The sequence below is a fragment of the Psychrobacter sp. CAL346-MNA-CIBAN-0220 genome, assembly GCF_040309805.1.
In the GTDB taxonomy this organism is placed as follows: Bacteria; Pseudomonadota; Gammaproteobacteria; order Pseudomonadales; family Moraxellaceae; genus Psychrobacter.
On the sequence record NZ_JBEOPF010000002.1, the window covers coordinates 75,599 to 94,317 of the forward strand.

General features: G+C 35.7%; 20 protein-coding genes. 16 read left to right on the forward strand and 4 right to left on the reverse strand.

Annotated features, from left to right (window positions below):
• Positions 1–10 precede the first annotated feature (10 nt).
• The 15 genes from rfbB (at position 11) to AAEY88_RS06415 (ending at position 15,629) form a co-directional block, all read left to right on the forward strand.
• Entirely contained in the window at positions 11–1,069 is a 1,059-nt protein-coding gene (gene rfbB / locus AAEY88_RS06345; protein ID WP_350560599.1) for a dTDP-glucose 4,6-dehydratase, read from the forward strand.
• On the forward strand, positions 1,069–1,947 hold the full coding sequence (gene rfbA, locus AAEY88_RS06350; RefSeq protein ID WP_350560601.1) for a glucose-1-phosphate thymidylyltransferase RfbA: 879 nt from the start codon (positions 1,069–1,071) through the stop codon (positions 1,945–1,947). The genes rfbB and rfbA overlap by 1 nt, the downstream gene beginning before the upstream one ends.
• Positions 1,944–3,044 carry a DegT/DnrJ/EryC1/StrS family aminotransferase gene (locus tag AAEY88_RS06355; protein ID WP_350560603.1) on the forward strand — a complete coding sequence of 367 codons (1,101 nt, stop codon included), beginning with the start codon at positions 1,944–1,946 and terminating at the stop codon, positions 3,042–3,044. The genes rfbA and AAEY88_RS06355 overlap by 4 nt, the downstream gene beginning before the upstream one ends.
• Before the next feature lie 2 nt (positions 3,045–3,046).
• Positions 3,047–4,243, forward strand: a complete 1,197-nt coding sequence (locus AAEY88_RS06360) for an ATP-grasp domain-containing protein (protein WP_350560605.1) — start codon at positions 3,047–3,049, stop codon at positions 4,241–4,243.
• Complete coding sequence (locus tag AAEY88_RS06365) at positions 4,227–5,207, forward strand: hypothetical protein (RefSeq protein WP_350560607.1); 981 nt, start codon at positions 4,227–4,229, stop codon at positions 5,205–5,207. The genes AAEY88_RS06360 and AAEY88_RS06365 overlap by 17 nt, the downstream gene beginning before the upstream one ends.
• Positions 5,207–5,770, forward strand: coding sequence for a GNAT family protein (locus tag AAEY88_RS06370; RefSeq protein ID WP_350560609.1), 564 nt, complete (start codon positions 5,207–5,209; stop codon positions 5,768–5,770). Before AAEY88_RS06365 ends, AAEY88_RS06370 begins: the two co-directional genes overlap by 1 nt.
• On the forward strand, positions 5,771–7,282 hold the full coding sequence (locus AAEY88_RS06375; RefSeq protein WP_350560611.1) for an oligosaccharide flippase family protein: 1,512 nt from the start codon (positions 5,771–5,773) through the stop codon (positions 7,280–7,282).
• Positions 7,279–8,241 carry a glycosyltransferase gene (locus AAEY88_RS06380; protein ID WP_350560613.1) on the forward strand — a complete coding sequence of 321 codons (963 nt, stop codon included), beginning with the start codon at positions 7,279–7,281 and terminating at the stop codon, positions 8,239–8,241. The genes AAEY88_RS06375 and AAEY88_RS06380 overlap by 4 nt, the downstream gene beginning before the upstream one ends.
• Complete coding sequence (locus AAEY88_RS06385; RefSeq protein WP_350560615.1) at positions 8,238–9,311, forward strand: glycosyltransferase family 4 protein; 1,074 nt, start codon at positions 8,238–8,240, stop codon at positions 9,309–9,311. The genes AAEY88_RS06380 and AAEY88_RS06385 overlap by 4 nt, the downstream gene beginning before the upstream one ends.
• Positions 9,312–9,318: 7 nt before the next feature.
• Positions 9,319–10,410, forward strand: coding sequence for a glycosyltransferase (locus AAEY88_RS06390; RefSeq protein WP_350560617.1), 1,092 nt, complete (start codon positions 9,319–9,321; stop codon positions 10,408–10,410).
• Positions 10,400–11,524: a hypothetical protein gene (locus tag AAEY88_RS06395; protein WP_350560619.1), complete on the forward strand. Its 1,125-nt coding sequence runs from the start codon at positions 10,400–10,402 to the stop codon at positions 11,522–11,524. Before AAEY88_RS06390 ends, AAEY88_RS06395 begins: the two co-directional genes overlap by 11 nt.
• A complete protein-coding gene (locus AAEY88_RS06400) occupies positions 11,490–12,620 on the forward strand; it encodes a glycosyltransferase family 4 protein (protein WP_350560621.1) in 1,131 nt (376 codons plus the stop codon). Before AAEY88_RS06395 ends, AAEY88_RS06400 begins: the two co-directional genes overlap by 35 nt.
• A gap of 9 nt (positions 12,621–12,629) precedes the next feature.
• Positions 12,630–13,235 carry a sugar transferase gene (locus tag AAEY88_RS06405; RefSeq protein ID WP_350560623.1) on the forward strand — a complete coding sequence of 202 codons (606 nt, stop codon included), beginning with the start codon at positions 12,630–12,632 and terminating at the stop codon, positions 13,233–13,235.
• 149 nt (positions 13,236–13,384) lie between these two features.
• Positions 13,385–14,362, forward strand: coding sequence for an ATP-grasp domain-containing protein (locus AAEY88_RS06410; RefSeq protein ID WP_350560625.1), 978 nt, complete (start codon positions 13,385–13,387; stop codon positions 14,360–14,362).
• A gap of 58 nt (positions 14,363–14,420) precedes the next feature.
• Positions 14,421–15,629 (forward strand): DegT/DnrJ/EryC1/StrS aminotransferase family protein, encoded by a 1,209-nt coding sequence (locus AAEY88_RS06415; protein WP_350560627.1) that lies wholly within the window; start codon positions 14,421–14,423, stop codon positions 15,627–15,629.
• Between the two features lie 379 nt (positions 15,630–16,008).
• On the opposite strand, the gene AAEY88_RS06420 is transcribed toward AAEY88_RS06415, so the two are convergent.
• The 4 genes from AAEY88_RS06420 to AAEY88_RS06435 all read right to left on the reverse strand — a co-directional run bounded on the left by AAEY88_RS06420 (position 16,009) and on the right by AAEY88_RS06435 (position 17,713).
• Positions 16,009–16,458, reverse strand: a complete 450-nt coding sequence (locus tag AAEY88_RS06420; RefSeq protein WP_350560629.1) for an IS630 family transposase — start codon at positions 16,456–16,458, stop codon at positions 16,009–16,011.
• A complete protein-coding gene (locus tag AAEY88_RS06425; protein ID WP_350560631.1) occupies positions 16,409–16,762 on the reverse strand; it encodes an IS630 transposase-related protein in 354 nt (117 codons plus the stop codon). The genes AAEY88_RS06420 and AAEY88_RS06425 overlap by 50 nt, the downstream gene beginning before the upstream one ends.
• 89 nt (positions 16,763–16,851) lie before the next feature.
• Positions 16,852–17,325, reverse strand: coding sequence for an IS630 family transposase (locus AAEY88_RS06430; RefSeq protein WP_350560633.1), 474 nt, complete (start codon positions 17,323–17,325; stop codon positions 16,852–16,854).
• A gap of 25 nt (positions 17,326–17,350) precedes the next feature.
• Positions 17,351–17,713, reverse strand: a complete 363-nt coding sequence (locus AAEY88_RS06435; protein ID WP_350560634.1) for an IS630 transposase-related protein — start codon at positions 17,711–17,713, stop codon at positions 17,351–17,353.
• 157 nt (positions 17,714–17,870) lie between these two features.
• Here AAEY88_RS06435 and AAEY88_RS06440 point away from each other — a divergent pair, with 157 nt between their 5' ends.
• Positions 17,871–18,584, forward strand: coding sequence for a GNAT family N-acetyltransferase (locus AAEY88_RS06440; RefSeq protein WP_350560635.1), 714 nt, complete (start codon positions 17,871–17,873; stop codon positions 18,582–18,584).
• Positions 18,585–18,719: the final 135 nt, after the last annotated feature.

The window sequence follows — 18,719 nt, forward strand, 5'->3', positions numbered from 1 at the left end:
TAAGGTTTTTATGAGAATATTAATTACTGGTGGTGCAGGTTTTATCGGTTCTGCTGTGGTACGCCATATTATAAATAATACCGATGATACCGTTTTAAATATTGATAAATTAACCTACGCCGGCAACTTAGAATCGCTCATAGATATTGAAGACAACGCTAGATATGAGTTTCAGAAAATTGATATCTGCGATACAGAAGCGTTGGAAGAAGCGTTTGATAACTTTAAACCCAACTTAGTGATGCACCTAGCTGCTGAATCGCATGTGGATCGTTCAATCGACGGGCCAGCGGAATTTATTACCACCAATATCGTCGGTACCTATACGTTACTCGAGGTTGCGCGTAGATACTGGCACAGTCTTAACGAAGCAGAAAAATCTGAATTTAAGTTTCATCATATCTCTACCGACGAAGTTTATGGCGATTTAGAAGGAACGACAGATTTGTTTACTGAGTCCACTCCTTATGCGCCAAGTTCGCCATATTCTGCTTCTAAAGCAAGCTCTGATCATCTGGTTCGTGCTTGGTATCGTACTTATGGTTTTCCTATGTTGGTAACTAATTGCTCCAATAACTATGGTCCTTATCACTTTCCTGAAAAACTTATTCCTCTTGTTATTTTGAATGCCTTGGATGGAAAAGCACTGCCCATTTATGGTAAGGGAGATCAGATTCGTGATTGGCTCTTTGTTGAAGATCATGCACGGGCCTTATATAAAGTAGTGACAAAAGGAGTGATCGGTGAAACCTATAATATTGGCGGCCATAACGAAAAACAAAATATTGAAGTGGTCAGAGTTATTTGCAAAATTCTAGATGAGCTAAAACCTCAAGCTAATGCGGTCCCCTATGACTCATTAATCTCTTTCGTAACAGACCGCCCAGGACATGACTTACGTTATGCGATTGACGCCAGCAAGATTGCAAATGATTTGGGCTGGACACCAGAAGAGACGTTTGAGACCGGTATTCGTAAAACAGTCAATTGGTATTTAAATAATTTAGAGTGGTGCCGCCGAGTACAAGACGGTAGTTATCAACGGGAAAGATTAGGGGTAAGTGAATAATGGACACAAAAGGTATCATTCTAGCAGGTGGTTCAGGGACACGGTTATATCCAATTACTAGAGGTGTGTCTAAACAATTGCTTCCCATCTATGATAAACCTATGGTTTATTACCCTTTATCTGTACTTATGCTTGCCGGTATTCGTGATGTGTTAATCATTAGCACACCTGACGATATCGAAGGCTTCCAGCGTTTACTTGGCGATGGCACGGAGTTTGGCATCACGCTCAGTTATGCCATTCAGCCAAGTCCAGATGGTTTGGCTCAAGCATTTATCATCGGTGAAGAATTCATTGGCAATAGTAATGTTTGTTTGGTTTTGGGTGATAATATTTTCTACGGGCATAGGTTTACAACCATGTTGCAACATGCAGTCAATCGTCAAAAAGGGGCAACCGTTTTTGGTTATCAGGTCAAAGATCCTGAGCGTTTTGGGGTGGTTGAGTTCGATGAAGAACTACGAGCAATTTCAATAGAGGAAAAACCAAAACAGCCTAAATCTAACTTCGCAGTGACTGGCTTATACTTTTATGATAATGATGTCATTCAAATGGCCAAACAAGTAAAACCTTCTGAGCGCGGTGAACTTGAGATTACCACCATCAATCAGATGTATATGGAACGCGGTGACTTAAATGTAGAACTGCTAGGGCGAGGTTTTGCTTGGTTAGATACGGGTACCCATGAAAGTTTACTAGAAGCAGCACAGTTTGTAGAGACTATTGAAAAACGCCAAGGCTATAAAGTGGCGTGTTTAGAGGAAATTGCACTCAACAACGGCTGGTTGAGTAAACAACAAGTCTTAGACGTTGGCAAAAGTATGAGTAAGAATTCCTATGGTCAATATTTAATTTCTTTAGTGGAAGATCAGATATGAGTAATCCCATTTATGTTACTCAGCCTGTCCTGCCAGATCTAAAAGAGTTCATTCCTTATTTAGAGCAAATTTGGGCAAAAAAAATACTAACCAATGGCGGCCCACTCCATCAACAACTAGAGCAAGAGTTATGTGACTATCTTAATGTCGATTACATTTCGTTATTTAACAACGGCACAATTGCGCTCATAACGGCCTTACAAGCTTTAGATTTAAAAGCAGGTGAAGTCATTACCACACCTTATACCTTTTTGGCGACAGCTCACGCTATCGTTTGGAATAATCTAACCCCCGTTTTTGTAGATATTGACCCCATTACCTCAAATATTGATCCCAAAAAAGTAGAAGAAGCCATCACTGATGACACCGTTGCTATTCTACCAGTACATTGTTATGGCATACCTTGTGATGTAGTAGCCCTACAAGTACTAGCGACAAAGCATAAGCTAAAACTTGTTTATGATGCGGCGCATGCTTTTGGTGTTACATGTAATAACCACAGCCTATTAAATTATGGGGATTTAAGTACTATTAGCTTTCATGCTACCAAAGTCTTCAATACTTTTGAGGGTGGTGCCATTGTTTGCCATAGTGCGGAGATGAAACAGCGTATTGATCAATTAAAGAACTTTGGTATTGTTGATGAAACGACAGTTAATGATATCTCACTGAATGGAAAGCTCAGTGAAGTCCATGCAGCGCTAGGTTTGCTTCAACTCAAAACTATTGATCAAACGCTGCAAGCCCGCGGAGAGGTCGATCATTATTACCGTGAATTACTAGCTGACATAGATGGAATACGCTGTATTCAACGAGAAAATTTAGAAAAAGACAACTACGCCTATTTTCCAATTGTAATATCTGAGCCTTATCCGCTAAGCCGTGACGAGTTGTTCGAAAAGTTCAAGCAACACAATGTTTTTGCACGCAAATATTTCTATCCCCTCATGACCGAATTAAGTGTTTATCAGCAATACCAATCAGACACGCCAAATGCAAAGCTGTTGTCTGAACAAGTACTTTGCTTACCCATGTATCCAGCTCTAGAGGGTAGTGATATTCAGAAAATTGTACAAATAATTAAAGGTAGGATTTAATAATGACTAAACGAATTCTTTTCTTAGGTGCAGCACCAACACAAATACCACCAATTAAATATGCCTTAGAACAAGGTCATTACGTAATTACTTGTGATTACCTACCTGAAAATCCAGGTCATAAACTTGCTCACGAATACCATAATATTTCAACGACAGATAAAGAAGCAGTGTTGGCGCTTGCTCAAAAATTAAAAATAGATGGCATTGTTGCTTATGCTTCTGATCCTGCAGCGCCCACAGCAGCTTATGTAGCTGAAAAAATGGGGCTGCCAGGTAATCCTTATGCATCGGTAGAGATACTTGCACGCAAAGATTATTTTAGAGCTTTTCTCGCAGAAAATGGATTCAATGTTCCAAGTTCAAAGTCATTTTATGAACTAGAAGAAGCACGTCGTTGGTTAAATAAAATTGGTGTCCCTGCGTTCATAAAACCTATCGACTCTTCAGGTAGTAAAGGTGTTACACACATACAAAATTATGAAGACTTTGACAATGCTTTTGAGTATGCACTCTCTTTTTCCCGTGAAAAGAAAGTGGTTGTGGAAGAGGTAATACCAAGGAGCGGATATCAAGTAGACAGTGATGTCTTTATGAGTCGTGGGAAAATAGCTTTCTGGCTGTGGGGTAATCAACATCAAGATACCCTATGTCATCCCTATGCGCCTATTGCTATTAGTTTTCCTTCTATATTGGATTATGAATTACAACAAAAAGCAAAAAACGAAATTGAGGCAATTCTAAAAAAGCTAGGTTTTGAGACAGGCGCCTTTAATGTTGAGTTTGTCGTTGATACAAATGGTGAGGTTTGGGTTATTGAAATTGGGCCAAGAAATGGTGGGAATCTAATTCCGCAAGTTATCAAGTATGCTTCAGATATAGATACTATTGCTGCGACAGTAGATGAAGCTATTGGCATAAAGTTTAATGAAAAAAATGAACAGAAATCGAATGGATATTGGTCAAGCTATATCGTACATGCGCGTGAAGATGGTGTGTTCAAAGAAATATGGCTGTCAGATAGAGTAAAGCAATATATCGTAGAGCAAGATATTCAAGTTAAGCCGGGAGATAAGGTAAGAAAATTTAGTGGCTCGCACGATACATTGGGTACTATGATTATCAAATTTCCATCGATGAAGGTAATGTTAGAAATGGTAGATAATATGGAGCAAGATATCTATGTTGCTGTCAAGTGATGGAGGAATTGGAGGGTATTTTGAATTTGATCTACCTAACCTTGGACAGTTTCCTTATCCTCAAGCAAAAAAATATAATTCTGCGCGCTCAGCTTTCTTTGACTTATTAAGCCAGAGTGACATTAAAAAGATATGGATGCCTAAGTTTATTTGTAACTCTATGATTGAGCCGTTATTAATATTAGGTATAAAAATCTATTATTATGACTTAAATAACGAATTCTATCCAAAAATACCAAGCTATTTGGGAGAAGATGAATATATTTTTTATGTTAACTATTTTGGATTGTGTACCTCTGTGCAACAGAAACTGCTGAGCATTTACCCTAATAAAAAGATAATATTTGATCATTCACAAGCTTTTTTTGTTGAGCCTTTTGAATGCTTTGGCACTATATATTCTTTGAGAAAGTTTTTACCTTTAGCTGAAGGTGGGTTGCTAATTAGTAAATCGCTTACCACTCCAAGTTACAATGGTAGAAGTATAGAAGAAATGATTCAGCAGTATAACCATCTATTTATACGACGTTTGTCAGATTCATCTCAGGCATATGAGGTTTTTAAAAAAAACGAAGATTCACTAAATGACTGCGTACCTAAAAATATTTCGAAAATTACTCAAGATTTGATGGATTGCTTTGATTACAAAAATATTAAATCAAAAAGGTTGGAAAATTTTACATTCTTGCACGATCAATTAGGAAAAATAAATCAGCTAAATATAGATATTGATAAAATTGAATCGCCTTTAACTTATCCATTATTATTAGATAAAAAAATCTCTAAAGAATTAATAATTAATAAAGTGTTTACGCCTACTTACTGGTTTGATAGCTTGGAGAGAGTAACAGTCGGTAGTTTTGAGCATAGATTAATTTCAAACACTACCCATTTAATATGTGATCAAAGATATTTTCAAAAAGAAATGCAAATCCAAATAAATATAGTCAAGGAGTATTTATAATGAATATTAAAGGTAAGTTAGTAATATTGCGTGCTATAGAACTAGATGATTTAGACCTTTTAGTAAAATGGTCAAATTCCCCTGAACTTTGGCATGGTCTAGGAGGGTGGCATTTTCCATACTCTAAGTTAAGTACTGAAGCCTATATTAAAAATATTGATCACGGTAATATGAAGAATCAAGTTTTTGCTATAGAAGCTAATGATATTGGGTTAATTGGTACGTACAGCCTAACTGATATTGATTGGAAAAATAAAAGTGCCGATCATGGGATTATGCTGGGTGATGTTGATACTAGAGGCAAAGGATATGCTTTGGATGCAGTAATGACTATCATACGGTATGCATTTAAAGAGCTAGGGTTAAACCGTATGGGTGCAGAAATAATAGACTACAATATTAGATCTCTTGATTTTGCCACTCAAAAATGTGGATTTCAGATTGAAGGTAGGAGAGCTGAAGCGGTTTATCGTAATGGTAGATACCATGACCAATTTCTACTTGGTATGACTCATCAGCAATATGATGAGTTTATGGAAAACAATGACTACTGGAATAACTAAGTGTTAAGACCTTCATTAAAGCTTAACGTTATAGCGAGTTATACTAGCCAAATTTACTTAATTATTATTAGTATTGCAATTTTGCCATTGTATATAAAATATATGGGGGCAGAAGCATACGGCTTAGTGGGTTTCTTTGCGATGCTACAGGGCTTATTTAACCTACTTGATTTTGGTCTAACGCCCACTATTAGCCGCCAAACTGCGCAGTATAATGCGGGTATAGAAACTGCTTTAAATTTTAGACAATTATTTAGAGCCTTAAGTTTAATATTCGTAGTAATTGCAATTATAGGCGGTGGTATTTTATTTTCATTAGATAATTATATCGCTGCGCATTGGTTGAAATTAGAAAATTTAAGCATCAAAGACGTCTTATTTTGTCTTCAAGTTATGGCAATATGCGTGGCCCTACGCTGGATGACTGGCTTATATCGTGGCGTAATATCTGGGTTTGAGCAAATCGTTTGGTTAAGTGTGGTCAATAGTATTATTGCCACTTTGAGGTTCCCAGGTGTATTGCTATACATGTATTATTTTGGCTTTACTGTCAAAAGCTTTTTCGTTTTTCAGTTACTTATAGCATTATTAGAATTCTTGATTTTAGTGATAAAAAGCTACTTGTTATTACCTAAGCTACCTTCACAGCATCCAATTGGGTGGTCTATAAAACCAGTTAAGCCTTTATTGAGTTTTGCTTTGACTATTGCTTTCACTTCTTCAATTTGGGTATTATTTACCCAGCTGGATAAATTTGTACTATCTGGTATTTTGCCTTTAGCTGATTACGGGTACTTCACTTTAGCAGTATTAGTAGCAGGTGGGGTATTACAACTTAGTGCACCAATCAGTTCGCCGATTATGCCACGTATGGCGCGCTTAGATGCTGAGCAGCAATATGAGCAAATGCGTCAAGTCTATCTGAATGCAACGCAATTTATTGCTGTGATTGTAGTTACCGCAGGTATAGTACTGGCTGGTTTAGCTAAACCAGTACTATATGCTTGGACTGGAGATATCGCTTTGGCAGATCAAGCCGGCCCAGTTTTACGGTTATATGCATTAGGTAATGCGCTTTTAGCACTTGCCGCTTTTCCCTACTACTTACAGTATGCCAAGGGTAACTTAAAATATCACTTGATAGGGAATATTGTAAGTGTGGTCATATTGGTACCTGCTGTCGTTTGGGCAGCGACCCATTATGGGGCTATTGGCGCCGGTTGGGTTTGGTTCTTAATGCAGCTGATGTATTTAGTATTTTGGGTAAGTTATGTCCACGTAAAGCTCGAGCCCAATATTAATCTGCTATGGTTTAAAACCTTTTTACCAAGTTTAATAGCAGTATCTATTTTTGTATTATTATCAACACAATGGGTAGAGTATTCAGGTGACCGCTTACTGATCTTGCTCAAAATTATTATTATCAGTTTTTGTAGTGTACTGATTGCAATGTTGAGTTCTGTTCGAGTTCTAAATATATTCAAAGCAAAAATCTATAGGAGAGCCATATGAATATTAATAACCAAATCCAAGTGTCAGTATGTGTGGTGACTTACAACCAAGAAAAATATATTGCAGAGTGCTTAGATAGCTTAGTAACCCAGCAAACTAATTTTAAGTTCGAGATTATTGTTGGTGAAGACTGCTCCACTGATAATACGCGCGCGATCGTACAGCAATATGTAGAGAAATATCCTGATTTGATCGTTCCTATTTTTCATGTGGAAAATGTAGGAGCTGTTGAAAACATCAAGCAAGTCTATAAAAAAGCCAGAGGCAAATATATTGCACATGTGGATGGCGATGATATGGCATTGCCTAATAAGTTGCAAAAGCAGTTTGATGTTTTGGAGTCGAATCCAGATTGCTCCATGTGTGTACATAATGTGAAAGCAGTAGACTCTAATAGTAAACCCATGAAAGAGTTTTTTAAATTATTCGATGAGAGAAAATTTAAATTACTAGACATGTATTTAATTGATGCACTTTTTATCCATTCATCTAAAATGTTTGTGAATAAAATTGAAGATTATATAGATGATAATAAAATATTAGATATAGAGTTTCATATTGAACAAGCAAAGCAAGGGGATATTTATTTTCTAAAGGAAAAGCTTGGTGTTTATAGACAGTTTGTTGGAATAACTTATGAAAAAAACTTTGTTAGTTCATTTGTAAGAGATAGGATTATATTTGTTTATGAAAATATTGACGAAAGCTATTTTTCTATCGAAGAGATAATTAAAATAAAAGAAAGATATGCAAAAATTCTTTTAGAGTATGCTTATCAATGTTCTATTTCTATAAAAGACAAAGAGTTATTCAGTAAATATGTCATTAGTTCCTGGAAGACAAAAAAAATAGGAATAGTTTCTTACGCCTTTAGGATATCGTTATTAAGCCCAGATTTATTTTTTATCTTATTTGACTTAAGGAAAAAAACTCGTACTAAATTGGGATTACAAAAATGAAGAAAATATGTTTCCTGATAGGAGATCTTAATAATTGTGGTGGAACCGAAAGAGTAACGAGTTTAATTGCTGATAAACTAGTTAAAAAAAATTTTAATGTTTCAATCCTAAGCCTTACGGATGGAATGAGTCCTTTTTTCGCTTTAGATAATGATATCCAAACTTACTCTTTATATTCTAAAAATATATCCTTTAAGAAGAATTTTATCGGAGTGATTTGGAAGATACGTCAATTTGTGCAACAAAATAAAATCGATACGCTCATTGTAGTGGATAGTATCTCGTGTATGTTTACAGTGCCTGCCCTCTATGGTTTAGAAGTGAATCATATTTGCTGGGAACATTTTAATTTTAACGTTAACCTAGGCGTAAAGGCACGAGATTTAGGCCGAAAGTGGGCTGCAAAACATTGTGATTATATTGTTACGCTTACCAAACGTGATAAAGAATTGTGGGAAGAAGGTTTAAAAAATATCAAAGCTGAAATTATCCCAATCGCAAACCCTACACCCTATGAAAATATAGAACATACGCCTAGTCTTGAGTTTAAAACCGTACTTGCGTTGGGTAGGTTGACCTATCAAAAGGGATTCGATTTTCTGATCGAAGCTTGGGCTCAGGTATGTCAGACTAACGATGATTGGACATTGCGTATAGTGGGTAGTGGCGAGAATGAAGAGTCGTTAAAAACTCAGGCTAGGAAGTTAAAAATTTCTGGTCGTATTGATTTTGTACCGGCGACTAAAAAAGTTGAGCAATATTATAAGACCAGTTCATTCTACTGCTTGAGTTCAAGATTTGAAGGCTTTGGAATGGTGCTGCTCGAAGCCCAAGCTTTTGGTCTACCTATCGTTGCTTTTGACTGTGACTGTGGACCACGCGATTTGATTGAAGATGGAAAAAGTGGCTGGTTAAGTGAGAATGGCAATGTCGAGGATTTAGCTAAAAAACTTTCCAAAGTAACAGAACTAGACGAACTTGACTATCTGCAATTAAGTAGTAACGCAAAAAAATCATCTCTAGAATTTTCGACAGATAAGATATCAAAAATTTGGGTTAATATTTTATAGGCTATTAATGAAAATATTATATGTTATCACAGGATTGGCTCAAGGCGGCGCAGAACGTGTCGTTTGTGATCTGGCTGATAAAATGTATGAAAAAGGCAATGAGGTAAAAATAGCCTATTTGACAGGCGAAGTTTTAACGCACCCTCTTCATGAAGAGATTGAGCTTATTAAAGTCAATTTAAACAATCTTAGCTCATTAATACCCGCGTATATGAATCTAGTGAAAATAGTTAAAAACTATCGGCCAGATGTTATTCACTCACATATGGTACATGCTAATTTATTAACACGTTTGGTTAGATTAGCAGTACCTACGGGGAAATTAATCTCTACTGCTCATAGTAATAATGAAGGTGGTCGGGCACGAATGTTGCTTTATAGAATAACGCATAGTTTAGCAGATGCTACTACTAACGTAAGTAAGGAGGCCACACTCGCTTTTGTAGATAAGGGTGCTGTCCCAGAAAATGGAATGAGAACGGTATATAATGGTATAGATTTAGGTAAATTTAAACGCTCTATAAATACTAGATTAGAATTAAATAAAGAATTAAACGTTAGTGAAGATTTTAAAATAATTTTAGCAGTAGGTCGATTCAACGAGGCAAAAGACTATCCAGGTTTATTAAAAGCTGTTCATATTTTAAAAAAAGAAACATCGCTTTCATTTAAACTAGCGATAGCCGGTGATGGCGAACTAAGATTCTTATTAGAGCGCATAATCAACGAGCTAGGTTTAGAGAAAGAGGTAATTTTGTTAGGTAGAAGAAACGATATATCTGAACTTATGAGTGCTGCAGACTTGTTTGTTCTTGCTTCTAAGTATGAAGGCTTTGGTCTAGTAGTTGCAGAAGCAATGGCATGTGAATGCTTAGTCGTTGCAACAGATTGTGGGGGAGTTGCTGAAGTTTTAAATTCTCCATATTTTTTGGTGCCACCATGTGATTCTATAGCTTTAGCGGATAAAATAGAATACGCACTTAGTCTTGATAAAAATATAAAAAAAGATATTATTCGTAAAAACTTAGAACATGTTTGGAACAACTTTTCTTTAATTTCTATAGCTGACAAGTGGATTGGTATATATAATGAAAAATAATAATGTATTTTTTAATAGAATCTCCAATACCGCTATTTTTTTAATTATAGTCATACTATTTTTTTTAAAGTTAATTTTATATATTTTAATAAAGAATCAATTTGTAGATATTGGGATTGGAGGTGGTAGTGATGCTGATTATTATAATGCATATGCTGAAGGGCTTTCACAAGTCGCGGTAAATACTTGGCCAGTAATGTTAAGGTACCTTAATGATTTTGGTCTATATTCACGTGTTGGGATATCCTATATTCTTTTATCTTTTAGTCTATTTGTTATTCCTTTATTAGTTAATAAACTTGCAGGTTTAGATTTTAAAAAGAATCAAAAGTATTACCTTTATAGCTTTTTATTATGCTCAATATATCCAACGATATATTTCTACATAATGGATGTATATCGTGATGTGTTCATGTTGTTTAGTTTTTTAATAGGATGTTTAGTAGTTAAGAAATCATTAGATAGTTCAAGCTTTCTACAATTTTCTTTTCTATTCGTACTATCAGTGCTAATTGGTTGGTTTTTGATAGGACTACGCCCGTATTTGGGCTATGCCTTTTTATTATCTCTTCTGTTATGGAAAATAAAGTTTACTAAAAAAAGAATTATATTTCTTGGTATTCTATACTTTATAGCTCTTTTTACAGCAAACTATGTAGGCGCTTTTGAGTTTCTTACCGAATACCGTGCAGGTTTTGACGAAGGAAATGGTGGATCTACTTTAGGCTTAGATTTCTCCAATCCTATAATGTTTATTCCTAATTTTATACTAAGTTTCCTAGGGCAAATGCTTGGATTGTATATTACCAATCCATTAGCTATCGTTTTATTGTTACTTGAGACTATACCTTTCTTACTTACGCTAATCTATGTGATAAAAAATATTAATTTAGCAGATAATTTCTTACGATTTTTATTTATTTTCTTTATTATTTATGGAAGTGTTTGGCTGATTTCTAATGATAATTTGGGTACTGCTGTTCGGTTGAGAATGTATAACTATTTAGCTATATATATATGTTTTTTCTATATTTTAAGAGTTAAAAGTTATCTACGAAAATCTAAAGGATTATTAAAAGATGAAGATCATACTGATAGGAACGGTAGCGAGTAGCTTTTTAGGATTTCGTGCAGATTTAATACAGGCTTTACGTAAAAAAGACTATATTATATATGCCTTTACATCAGAATATGTAGAAGAAGATTTAGAGGAAATTAAGTCCTTAGGGGCTATACCCGTTACTTATGAGTTAAATCGTGGTGGCTTAAACCCATTAAAAGATATAAAGTCAACTTATTTACTAGCTAAAAAAATAAAAAAAATAGCACCGGACATTGTTTTTTCCTATTTTGTAAAACCTGTTATTTTTGGTACTCTAGCGGCTAAGCTAGCTAAGGTACCTCAAGTCATAGGAATGCTGGAGGGATTAGGCTATGCCTTTACTGATCAACCTGATGGATTGAATAAAAAAACACAGATTATAAAAAATATTCAAGTTTTCCTTTACAAAATAGCGTTACCTAAACTAGATAAACTTATTTTTTTAAATCCTGATGATCAAGTAGATTTAGTAGAAAGATATTTGATAAAAGTAAGAAAAGTAGAAATTCTAGGAGGTATTGGTTTAGATCTTAATGAGTATGTTTATACTCCCGTATCTAGTAATAATTTACCTATTAAATTTTTATTTATTGGTCGTCTACTTAAAGAAAAAGGTATTCATGATTTTGTGTTAGCTGCTAAGAAGGTAAAAGAGAAATATCCTAAAACTCAATTCACAGTTTTAGGAGAAATTGATTCTTCTAACTTGGGTGCACTACATCAATCAGAATTGAATAATTTGATATCAACACAAATAATAAATTATCCTGGATATGTCAATAATGTACAAGACTGGATTGTTAATAGTCATGTCTTTGTATTGCCGTCTTACCGTGAAGGGGTACCACGTAGCACTCAAGAAGCAATGGCTATTGGACGAGCAGTTATTACTACAGATGTTCCAGGTTGTCGCGAAACCGTTGTAGACGGGGTAAATGGGTTCTTAGTCGAAAAGTGGAATCCGCAAGCTTTGGCTGAAAAAATGATCTATTTTATAAACCATCCTGAGCAAATTGCAAAAATGGGACATGAGAGTTATAAAATAGCTCAAGAAAAATTTGACGCTGATAAAGTCAATCAACGATTATTAAGAATTATGGATTTATAGAGGTTACGAATGCTAAAAAGAATTTTTGATATTACTGCTGCAGCTACTGCCTTAGTTATTTTATCTCCTGTATATGTCGTTGTGGCTTATAAGGTCAAAAAAAACCTTGGTTCCCCAGTGCTGTTTCGGCAGACACGGCCAGGTTTAAATGGCAAGCCATTTGAGATGATAAAATTTCGTTCTATGAAAGATGCTACAGATAATGAAGGCAATCTTTTATCAGAGAGTGAGCGTCTTACTTCATTTGGTCAGAATCTACGAAATACCAGTCTCGACGAACTACCAGAGCTATGGAATGTTATTAAAGGTGATATGAGCATAGTAGGGCCTCGTCCTTTATTGATGGAGTATCTGCCGTTATATAATCAAGAGCAGAACCGTCGTCATTCATTGCTTCCTGGCATTACTGGTTATGCACAAATTAATGGTCGCAATACCATCAGTTGGGATGAGAAGTTTAAACTTGACACCTGGTATGTTGACAATCAGTCATTGTGGCTAGATGTTAATATTTTGTTTAAAACAGTGAAGAAAGTACTTATTAGAGATGGAATTAATGCTGATGGTGAAGCGACTATGAGTAAGTTTACTGGTAGTAACATCAATGATGCTTAGCAAATCAATTAAGCGTCCATTAATTTTAACCCTATCAATAACTATTAAAATAAATACTTAATTTTTTATATAGATTTTGAAAGTATTTTAAATGAAGACTACTTTGTTATGAGATAACGAAGAAAAACTTATAAAGGATTTTTATTATTATGAATATATTATTTTGTAGTGTGGGCCGCAGATCAAGACTTCTTATTGATCTTAAAAAGAGTGACAGTCAAGTCAATATTTTAGCAACTGACTGTAGTCCTTATGCACCTGCCTTGTATTTTTCTGATCAACCGTTTGTATCTCCCAGAGTTGATGATGATTCTTATTTACAGTATATACTAAAAACATGTAAAGAAAATGAAGTACGCGCTATAACTACATTAATAGATCCTGAAATAGAGATTTTAGCAAAAAATAGGTCTCATTTTATTGATATTGGTGTTTTACCTCTCTGTCCTTCATATGATACTTCATTACTTTGTTTTGATAAATTTAAAATGTACGAGTTTTTAAAGAAAAATAATATTAATACTGTTTTGACCTACGATAACCTTGAAAGCTTTAAGGTTGGTTTAGAAAGTAAAGAAATAGAATTTCCAGTGTTTATAAAGCCACGAGCTGGTAGCGCTAGTGTTGGTGCTGAGAAAATTAGTGATCTTACTCAACTTGAAGAAAAGTTAGAAAATAATGCTCAGGCTGATTACATCATTCAAGAGCTAATGATTGGTGATGATCTGGATGTAGATGTCTATGTGGACTGTATAAGTAATAAGCCTGTAGCTGCTTTTTCAAAAAGGAAGATTGAGACAAAAATTGGTGGAGCTAGCAAAACAATATCATTTAAAGATAACGCTTTATTCGATTTCATAAAAGAAATAGTACCTAAATTTGAGTTCTATGGACCTATTGATATGGATTTCTTTTACAAGAATGGGCAGTATTACCTCTCCGAAATAAATCCACGTTTTGGTGGGGCTTACCCTCATGCATATGGTTCTGGTATTGATTTTTACAAAATGATAATTAACAATATAAATGGTATTAAGAATACAGAAAATTTCGGAAATTATGAAGATGACATAGTAATGATGATGTACGACGACGTTGTCATTAAACCTAAGTCAGAGCTTGCTTAGACTTTAAATTTTTTAAGTAGTGACTTAATTTTATTCATTATAAGAGCATCCATCCCTTATGCTAAATACTCAATTTTCACCATGGCCAAGCTTCACTCAGCAAGAAGCGGATGCTGTCAGCCAAGTACTATTATCCAATAAGGTCAACTATTGGACGGGTCAAGAATGCCGGCAGTTTGAGCAAGAGTTTGCTGATTGGTCAGACAGTAGTTATGCCATCGCTTTAGGTAATGGCACTCTGGCATTAGATGTGGCTTTGATAGCACTCGGTATAGGTACTGGTGATGAAGTTATCGTTACCCCGCGTACCTTTATCGCTAGCATCTCATGTGTAGTCAATGTTGGCGCGACGCCTATTTTTGCTGATATCGATGCGCAGGCAGGCAATATTACTGCTGAGACCATCGCTGCAGTCATAACCGACAAAACAAAAGCGATTATCTGTGTACATCTAGCAGGCTGGCCATGTGATATGGATAGCATTATGGCATTAGCAGAGAAACACGATCTGTATGTCATAGAAGATTGTGCACAGGCGCATGGTACGCGCTATAAAGGGCGTAGTGTCGGTAGTATTGGTCATATTGGCGCTTGGAGTTTTTGCCAAGACAAGATTATGACGACCGGTGGTGAGGGCGGTATGGTTACCACCAATGATGAGCAGCTATGGCGTAAAATGTGGGCATATAAAGACCACGGCAAGAGCTACGCTGCCGTATATGAAAAGCAGCATCCACCTGGCTATCGCTGGTTACACGAGAGCTTTGGTACTAACTGGCGAATGACCGAGATGCAAGCGGTGATAGGCCGTATTCAGCTTGAGAGGATGCCTGATTGGACAGCTAAGCGTACTGACAATGCACAGGAAATCTTGCATGCGTGTGACCAGTGGGCAGTCAAAGGCTATTTGTCTGTACCAAAGCTAGAAAAGTCGCCACAGTTTGCAGGCTCTAAACATGCGTACTATAAGCTATATGTTTACGTACAGCCAGAGAACCTACCTGATGGCTGGTCGCGAGATCGTATTATCCAAGAGATTAATGAATTTGGAGTCCCTTGTTTTTCGGGATCGGCTTCTGAAGTCTATTTAGAAAAAGCTTTTAATAATACTGGACTGCGCCCAGAGACAAGACTACCTATGGCGAAGCGGCTAGGTGAGACTAGCTTGATGTTCTTGGTACATCCGACGCTTACTGAAGCAGAGATTGAGCAAAGCGTAGGGGTCATAGATAGGGTGTTTACTAAAATGGATACAAGTAAAGGTTAGGCTATCTATATCAAGTCGTCATCATTTAGCAGTAGGACAAGAGAGAATTGTGAGCTATTAAAAAATATATGCTGATAAGACACATTTATAAAAATATAAAGTACAAAAAACTGAGCGTTTCATTAAGTTTTGAAATGGTATAGCCGATTCACTTTAAAAAAGATACAGTGTGGCTGGTAGAAATTTTTGCAGCCTCTAGAGTGGCATAGCCGCACAGCAAGCCAGAAAATTTTTACCAGCTGCACGTAACTATTAGCGCATCTATTTTATTTAGTATTAACTATAGTCAGTTCACAATAAAAGAAACACATCCCATATCATAAAACAGTTTAGGTGAATTATTCTCCATCCAGCCTTGGTGTAGAAATTTAGCCTGTGCTCATTTCTTTTCAATGGGATTTAAATCAGGGCTGTAAGGTGGCAGCCATAGAATACGATGACCATGCCTGTTCATTAGCTTTTGAATACGTTTGTTCTTATGAAATCTGGCATTATCCATCACAATCACGCATTTAGTCTTAAGGTTTGGAATTAGCGTGTGTTTGTACCAGTGGTAGAATATGTCGCCATTAATATTCTGCTCAAAGTAATTAAGGGCAAACAGCATCTTTTCATATAAAGCGCCGATGACATTGGTACGTTTTTTTGCTTGCCAGTTGTAGCTATCAATGCAAGGTTCGCCTGTCGGTGCATAACCATAAGGTCTGATGGTCTCGGCCTCAAAGCCGCTTTCATCTATATAAACAATGGGATAGCATTGCTGCTTAAAACTGTCAAGTTTACTCTGATACTCGGCTCTTTTGATCGGACAGGCTTTTGAATGTTCCAAGGTCTTTTTTTTGACTGATGCTTAAACGTTTTAGAGCCTTATGAATGCCCGTCTTACTACAATTGAAACGTTGTGCTTGCTCATACAGATAATCGTCTAGATGTTGTTCAATATCTTTTAGTAATAGCTCATCGTGCATTTTACTGGGTGGTTTATTGCGAGTTTGTTTGATACTTGAGTTTTTGAGCCAGCGCTGTAAGGTAGTTTTGCTAATGTTATAGAAAGTGCAAGCTTGGCGGATGCTCATGTCCTTTTGTTTGATACTTTTAATCAATTGAGCTCGAAAGTCTGCTGAATATGTCATGTACTCTTCTGCCATTGTGCTTGTTTTAAAACGATTGTATCTTATTTATAAAGAACTAATTATATATCAGGGCTGGCTTCAGCATATAGTCAATCCAAAATAAAACTGGAACAGCCCATATCATGAAACAGTTTAGGCAGATTATTCTCCATCCATCCTTGGCGTAGAAACTTAGCTTGTGCCCACTTCTTTTCGATAGGGTTCAGATCAGGGATGTACGGTGGTAGAAATAACAAACGGTGACCATGCCTATTAAGCAATCTTTGAACACGTTTGTGAAAGCTGGCATTATCCATAACAATGACGCATTTGGCCTTAAGGGTCGGGATTAGCGTATGTTTGCACCAGTGATAGAATATATCGCCATTAATATTTCTATCAAAGTAATCAAGTGCGAACAGCATTTTCTCATACAATGCACCGATGACATTGGTACGTTTTTTTGATTGCCAATTGTAGTTGTCGATACAAGGTTTACCTATCGTTGCATAGCCATAGGGTCTGATGGTTTCAGCCTCAAATCCGCTTTCATCCATGTAAACAATGGGGTCACTTGCTTTCATGAAGCCTTCAAGCTTACTTTGATACTCAGCTCTTTTTATTAGACAGGATTTCGGGTGTTCTAGTGTCTTTTTTTTGAGTGATGCTAAGACGTTTTAATGCCGCTTCAATACCTGACTTACTACAGCCTAGACGCTGTGCTCGCTCGTACATATAATCGTCTGGATGCTGCTCAACATCTTTTAATAGCGCTTCATTAGATATTTTAGTCGGCGGTTTATTTCTTGTTTTTTTAGGAACTAAGCTCCGTTGCCAGCTGTGAATAGAGCTTGTGCTAAGGTGATAAAAATTAGTGGCTTCTCGAATGGTAATGCCCTCTTTAATACTTGTTTGCGAAAGTCGATTGAGTAGGTCATCGTTTATGTCATTAAATGAGTTGATTATGAACATTGTATCGGTTTTATCTAAGATTGACTATAGAATCCATATGTGAATGATCTTAAAACCATATATGTAGATAAATTAAGTAAAAAAATAATTGGGTGTGACGATTTTACTAGCCCCTCAAATGCAACAATGCTTGATCTAAATAAAGAGAGGTATAAAAGTGAAAGTCGAAAAGCTATCACCTGATTATGCTAATAAAATTAGTACTCTGTATAACACTGAGTATGAACAGCTTTACCTTTTAGGTACGGTGTATCAAAGCCCAAAATTAGCTAACTATCTAAAATTTATTTGTGAAGAAAACTTAGAGGAGTTTTTTGGCATTGTTCAAAATGAGGAGTTAATGGCCGTTGTTCAATATAGGGAAGCTGATAGATATTTACATATAACTCATATTGTAGTCAGCTCGTCGTACCAAGGAATCGGTCTTGGTAAACTATTGCTATCTTGGGTAATCAAACAAGCAGAGTTGAATGGTCTTAATCTATCACTCGATGTAGATTCTTGTAATGTAAAAGCTTTTAATTGGTATTTGGCTACTGGCTTTGAAGTATGTGGTGAGTCTAGATTCTCTGTTTTTAAGTTAGATAGCAAAAATCCCAGTCTTGTTAAATTTCATGATAATCAAAAATATATTGATTTTGGAATTTCAAATGCTCATATAGAAGATATGGCTGATTTAGAGTTCTTTGTTATAGAACCCAGTACTTTTTTATTGAAAAATCCTATGTTGGTAGAAGAAATCCTTTTAGATAAATTACATAATACTATTAATGGTTTTTTAGTTGTAGATTCAAATTCGTTATCAAAAGAATCTATGTCTACCTCTATATACGATAAATTAGTTTTCAGGATGCTAAAAAATATTATTTGATAGATTATTAATAGACCTTATAAAAAATTTACATTCCAAGATTGAAACTAAATAAATCTTCGAGTAGTGTTATTCTCAAATTATCATATTAATCTTGATTTTAGTTATTTTAGAAATGGCCTTAAAAGTCTTAAT

Excerpts from the sequence above, each read along its gene's own strand:
- rfbB (WP_350560599.1), top strand. The coding sequence starts at position 11 with ATGAGAATATTAATTACTGGTGGTGCAGGTTTTATCGGTTCTGCTGTG.
- rfbA (WP_350560601.1), top strand. The coding sequence starts at position 1,069 with ATGGACACAAAAGGTATCATTCTAGCAGGTGGTTCAGGGACACGGTTA.
- AAEY88_RS06355 (WP_350560603.1), top strand. The coding sequence starts at position 1,944 with ATGAGTAATCCCATTTATGTTACTCAGCCTGTCCTGCCAGATCTAAAA.
- AAEY88_RS06360 (WP_350560605.1), top strand. The coding sequence starts at position 3,047 with ATGACTAAACGAATTCTTTTCTTAGGTGCAGCACCAACACAAATACCA.
- AAEY88_RS06365 (WP_350560607.1), top strand. The coding sequence starts at position 4,227 with ATGTTGCTGTCAAGTGATGGAGGAATTGGAGGGTATTTTGAATTTGAT.
- AAEY88_RS06370 (WP_350560609.1), top strand. The coding sequence starts at position 5,207 with ATGAATATTAAAGGTAAGTTAGTAATATTGCGTGCTATAGAACTAGAT.
- AAEY88_RS06380 (WP_350560613.1), top strand. The coding sequence starts at position 7,279 with ATGAATATTAATAACCAAATCCAAGTGTCAGTATGTGTGGTGACTTAC.
- AAEY88_RS06385 (WP_350560615.1), top strand. The coding sequence starts at position 8,238 with ATGAAGAAAATATGTTTCCTGATAGGAGATCTTAATAATTGTGGTGGA.
- AAEY88_RS06390 (WP_350560617.1), top strand. The coding sequence starts at position 9,319 with ATGAAAATATTATATGTTATCACAGGATTGGCTCAAGGCGGCGCAGAA.
- AAEY88_RS06395 (WP_350560619.1), top strand. The coding sequence starts at position 10,400 with ATGAAAAATAATAATGTATTTTTTAATAGAATCTCCAATACCGCTATT.
- AAEY88_RS06400 (WP_350560621.1), top strand. The coding sequence starts at position 11,490 with ATGAAGATCATACTGATAGGAACGGTAGCGAGTAGCTTTTTAGGATTT.
- AAEY88_RS06405 (WP_350560623.1), top strand. The coding sequence starts at position 12,630 with ATGCTAAAAAGAATTTTTGATATTACTGCTGCAGCTACTGCCTTAGTT.
- AAEY88_RS06410 (WP_350560625.1), top strand. The coding sequence starts at position 13,385 with ATGAATATATTATTTTGTAGTGTGGGCCGCAGATCAAGACTTCTTATT.
- AAEY88_RS06415 (WP_350560627.1), top strand. The coding sequence starts at position 14,421 with ATGCTAAATACTCAATTTTCACCATGGCCAAGCTTCACTCAGCAAGAA.
- AAEY88_RS06425 (WP_350560631.1), bottom strand. The coding sequence starts at position 16,762 with ATGACATATTCAGCAGACTTTCGAGCTCAATTGATTAAAAGTATCAAA.
- AAEY88_RS06430 (WP_350560633.1), bottom strand. The coding sequence starts at position 17,325 with ATGAAAGCAAGTGACCCCATTGTTTACATGGATGAAAGCGGATTTGAG.
- AAEY88_RS06435 (WP_350560634.1), bottom strand. The coding sequence starts at position 17,713 with ATGTTCATAATCAACTCATTTAATGACATAAACGATGACCTACTCAAT.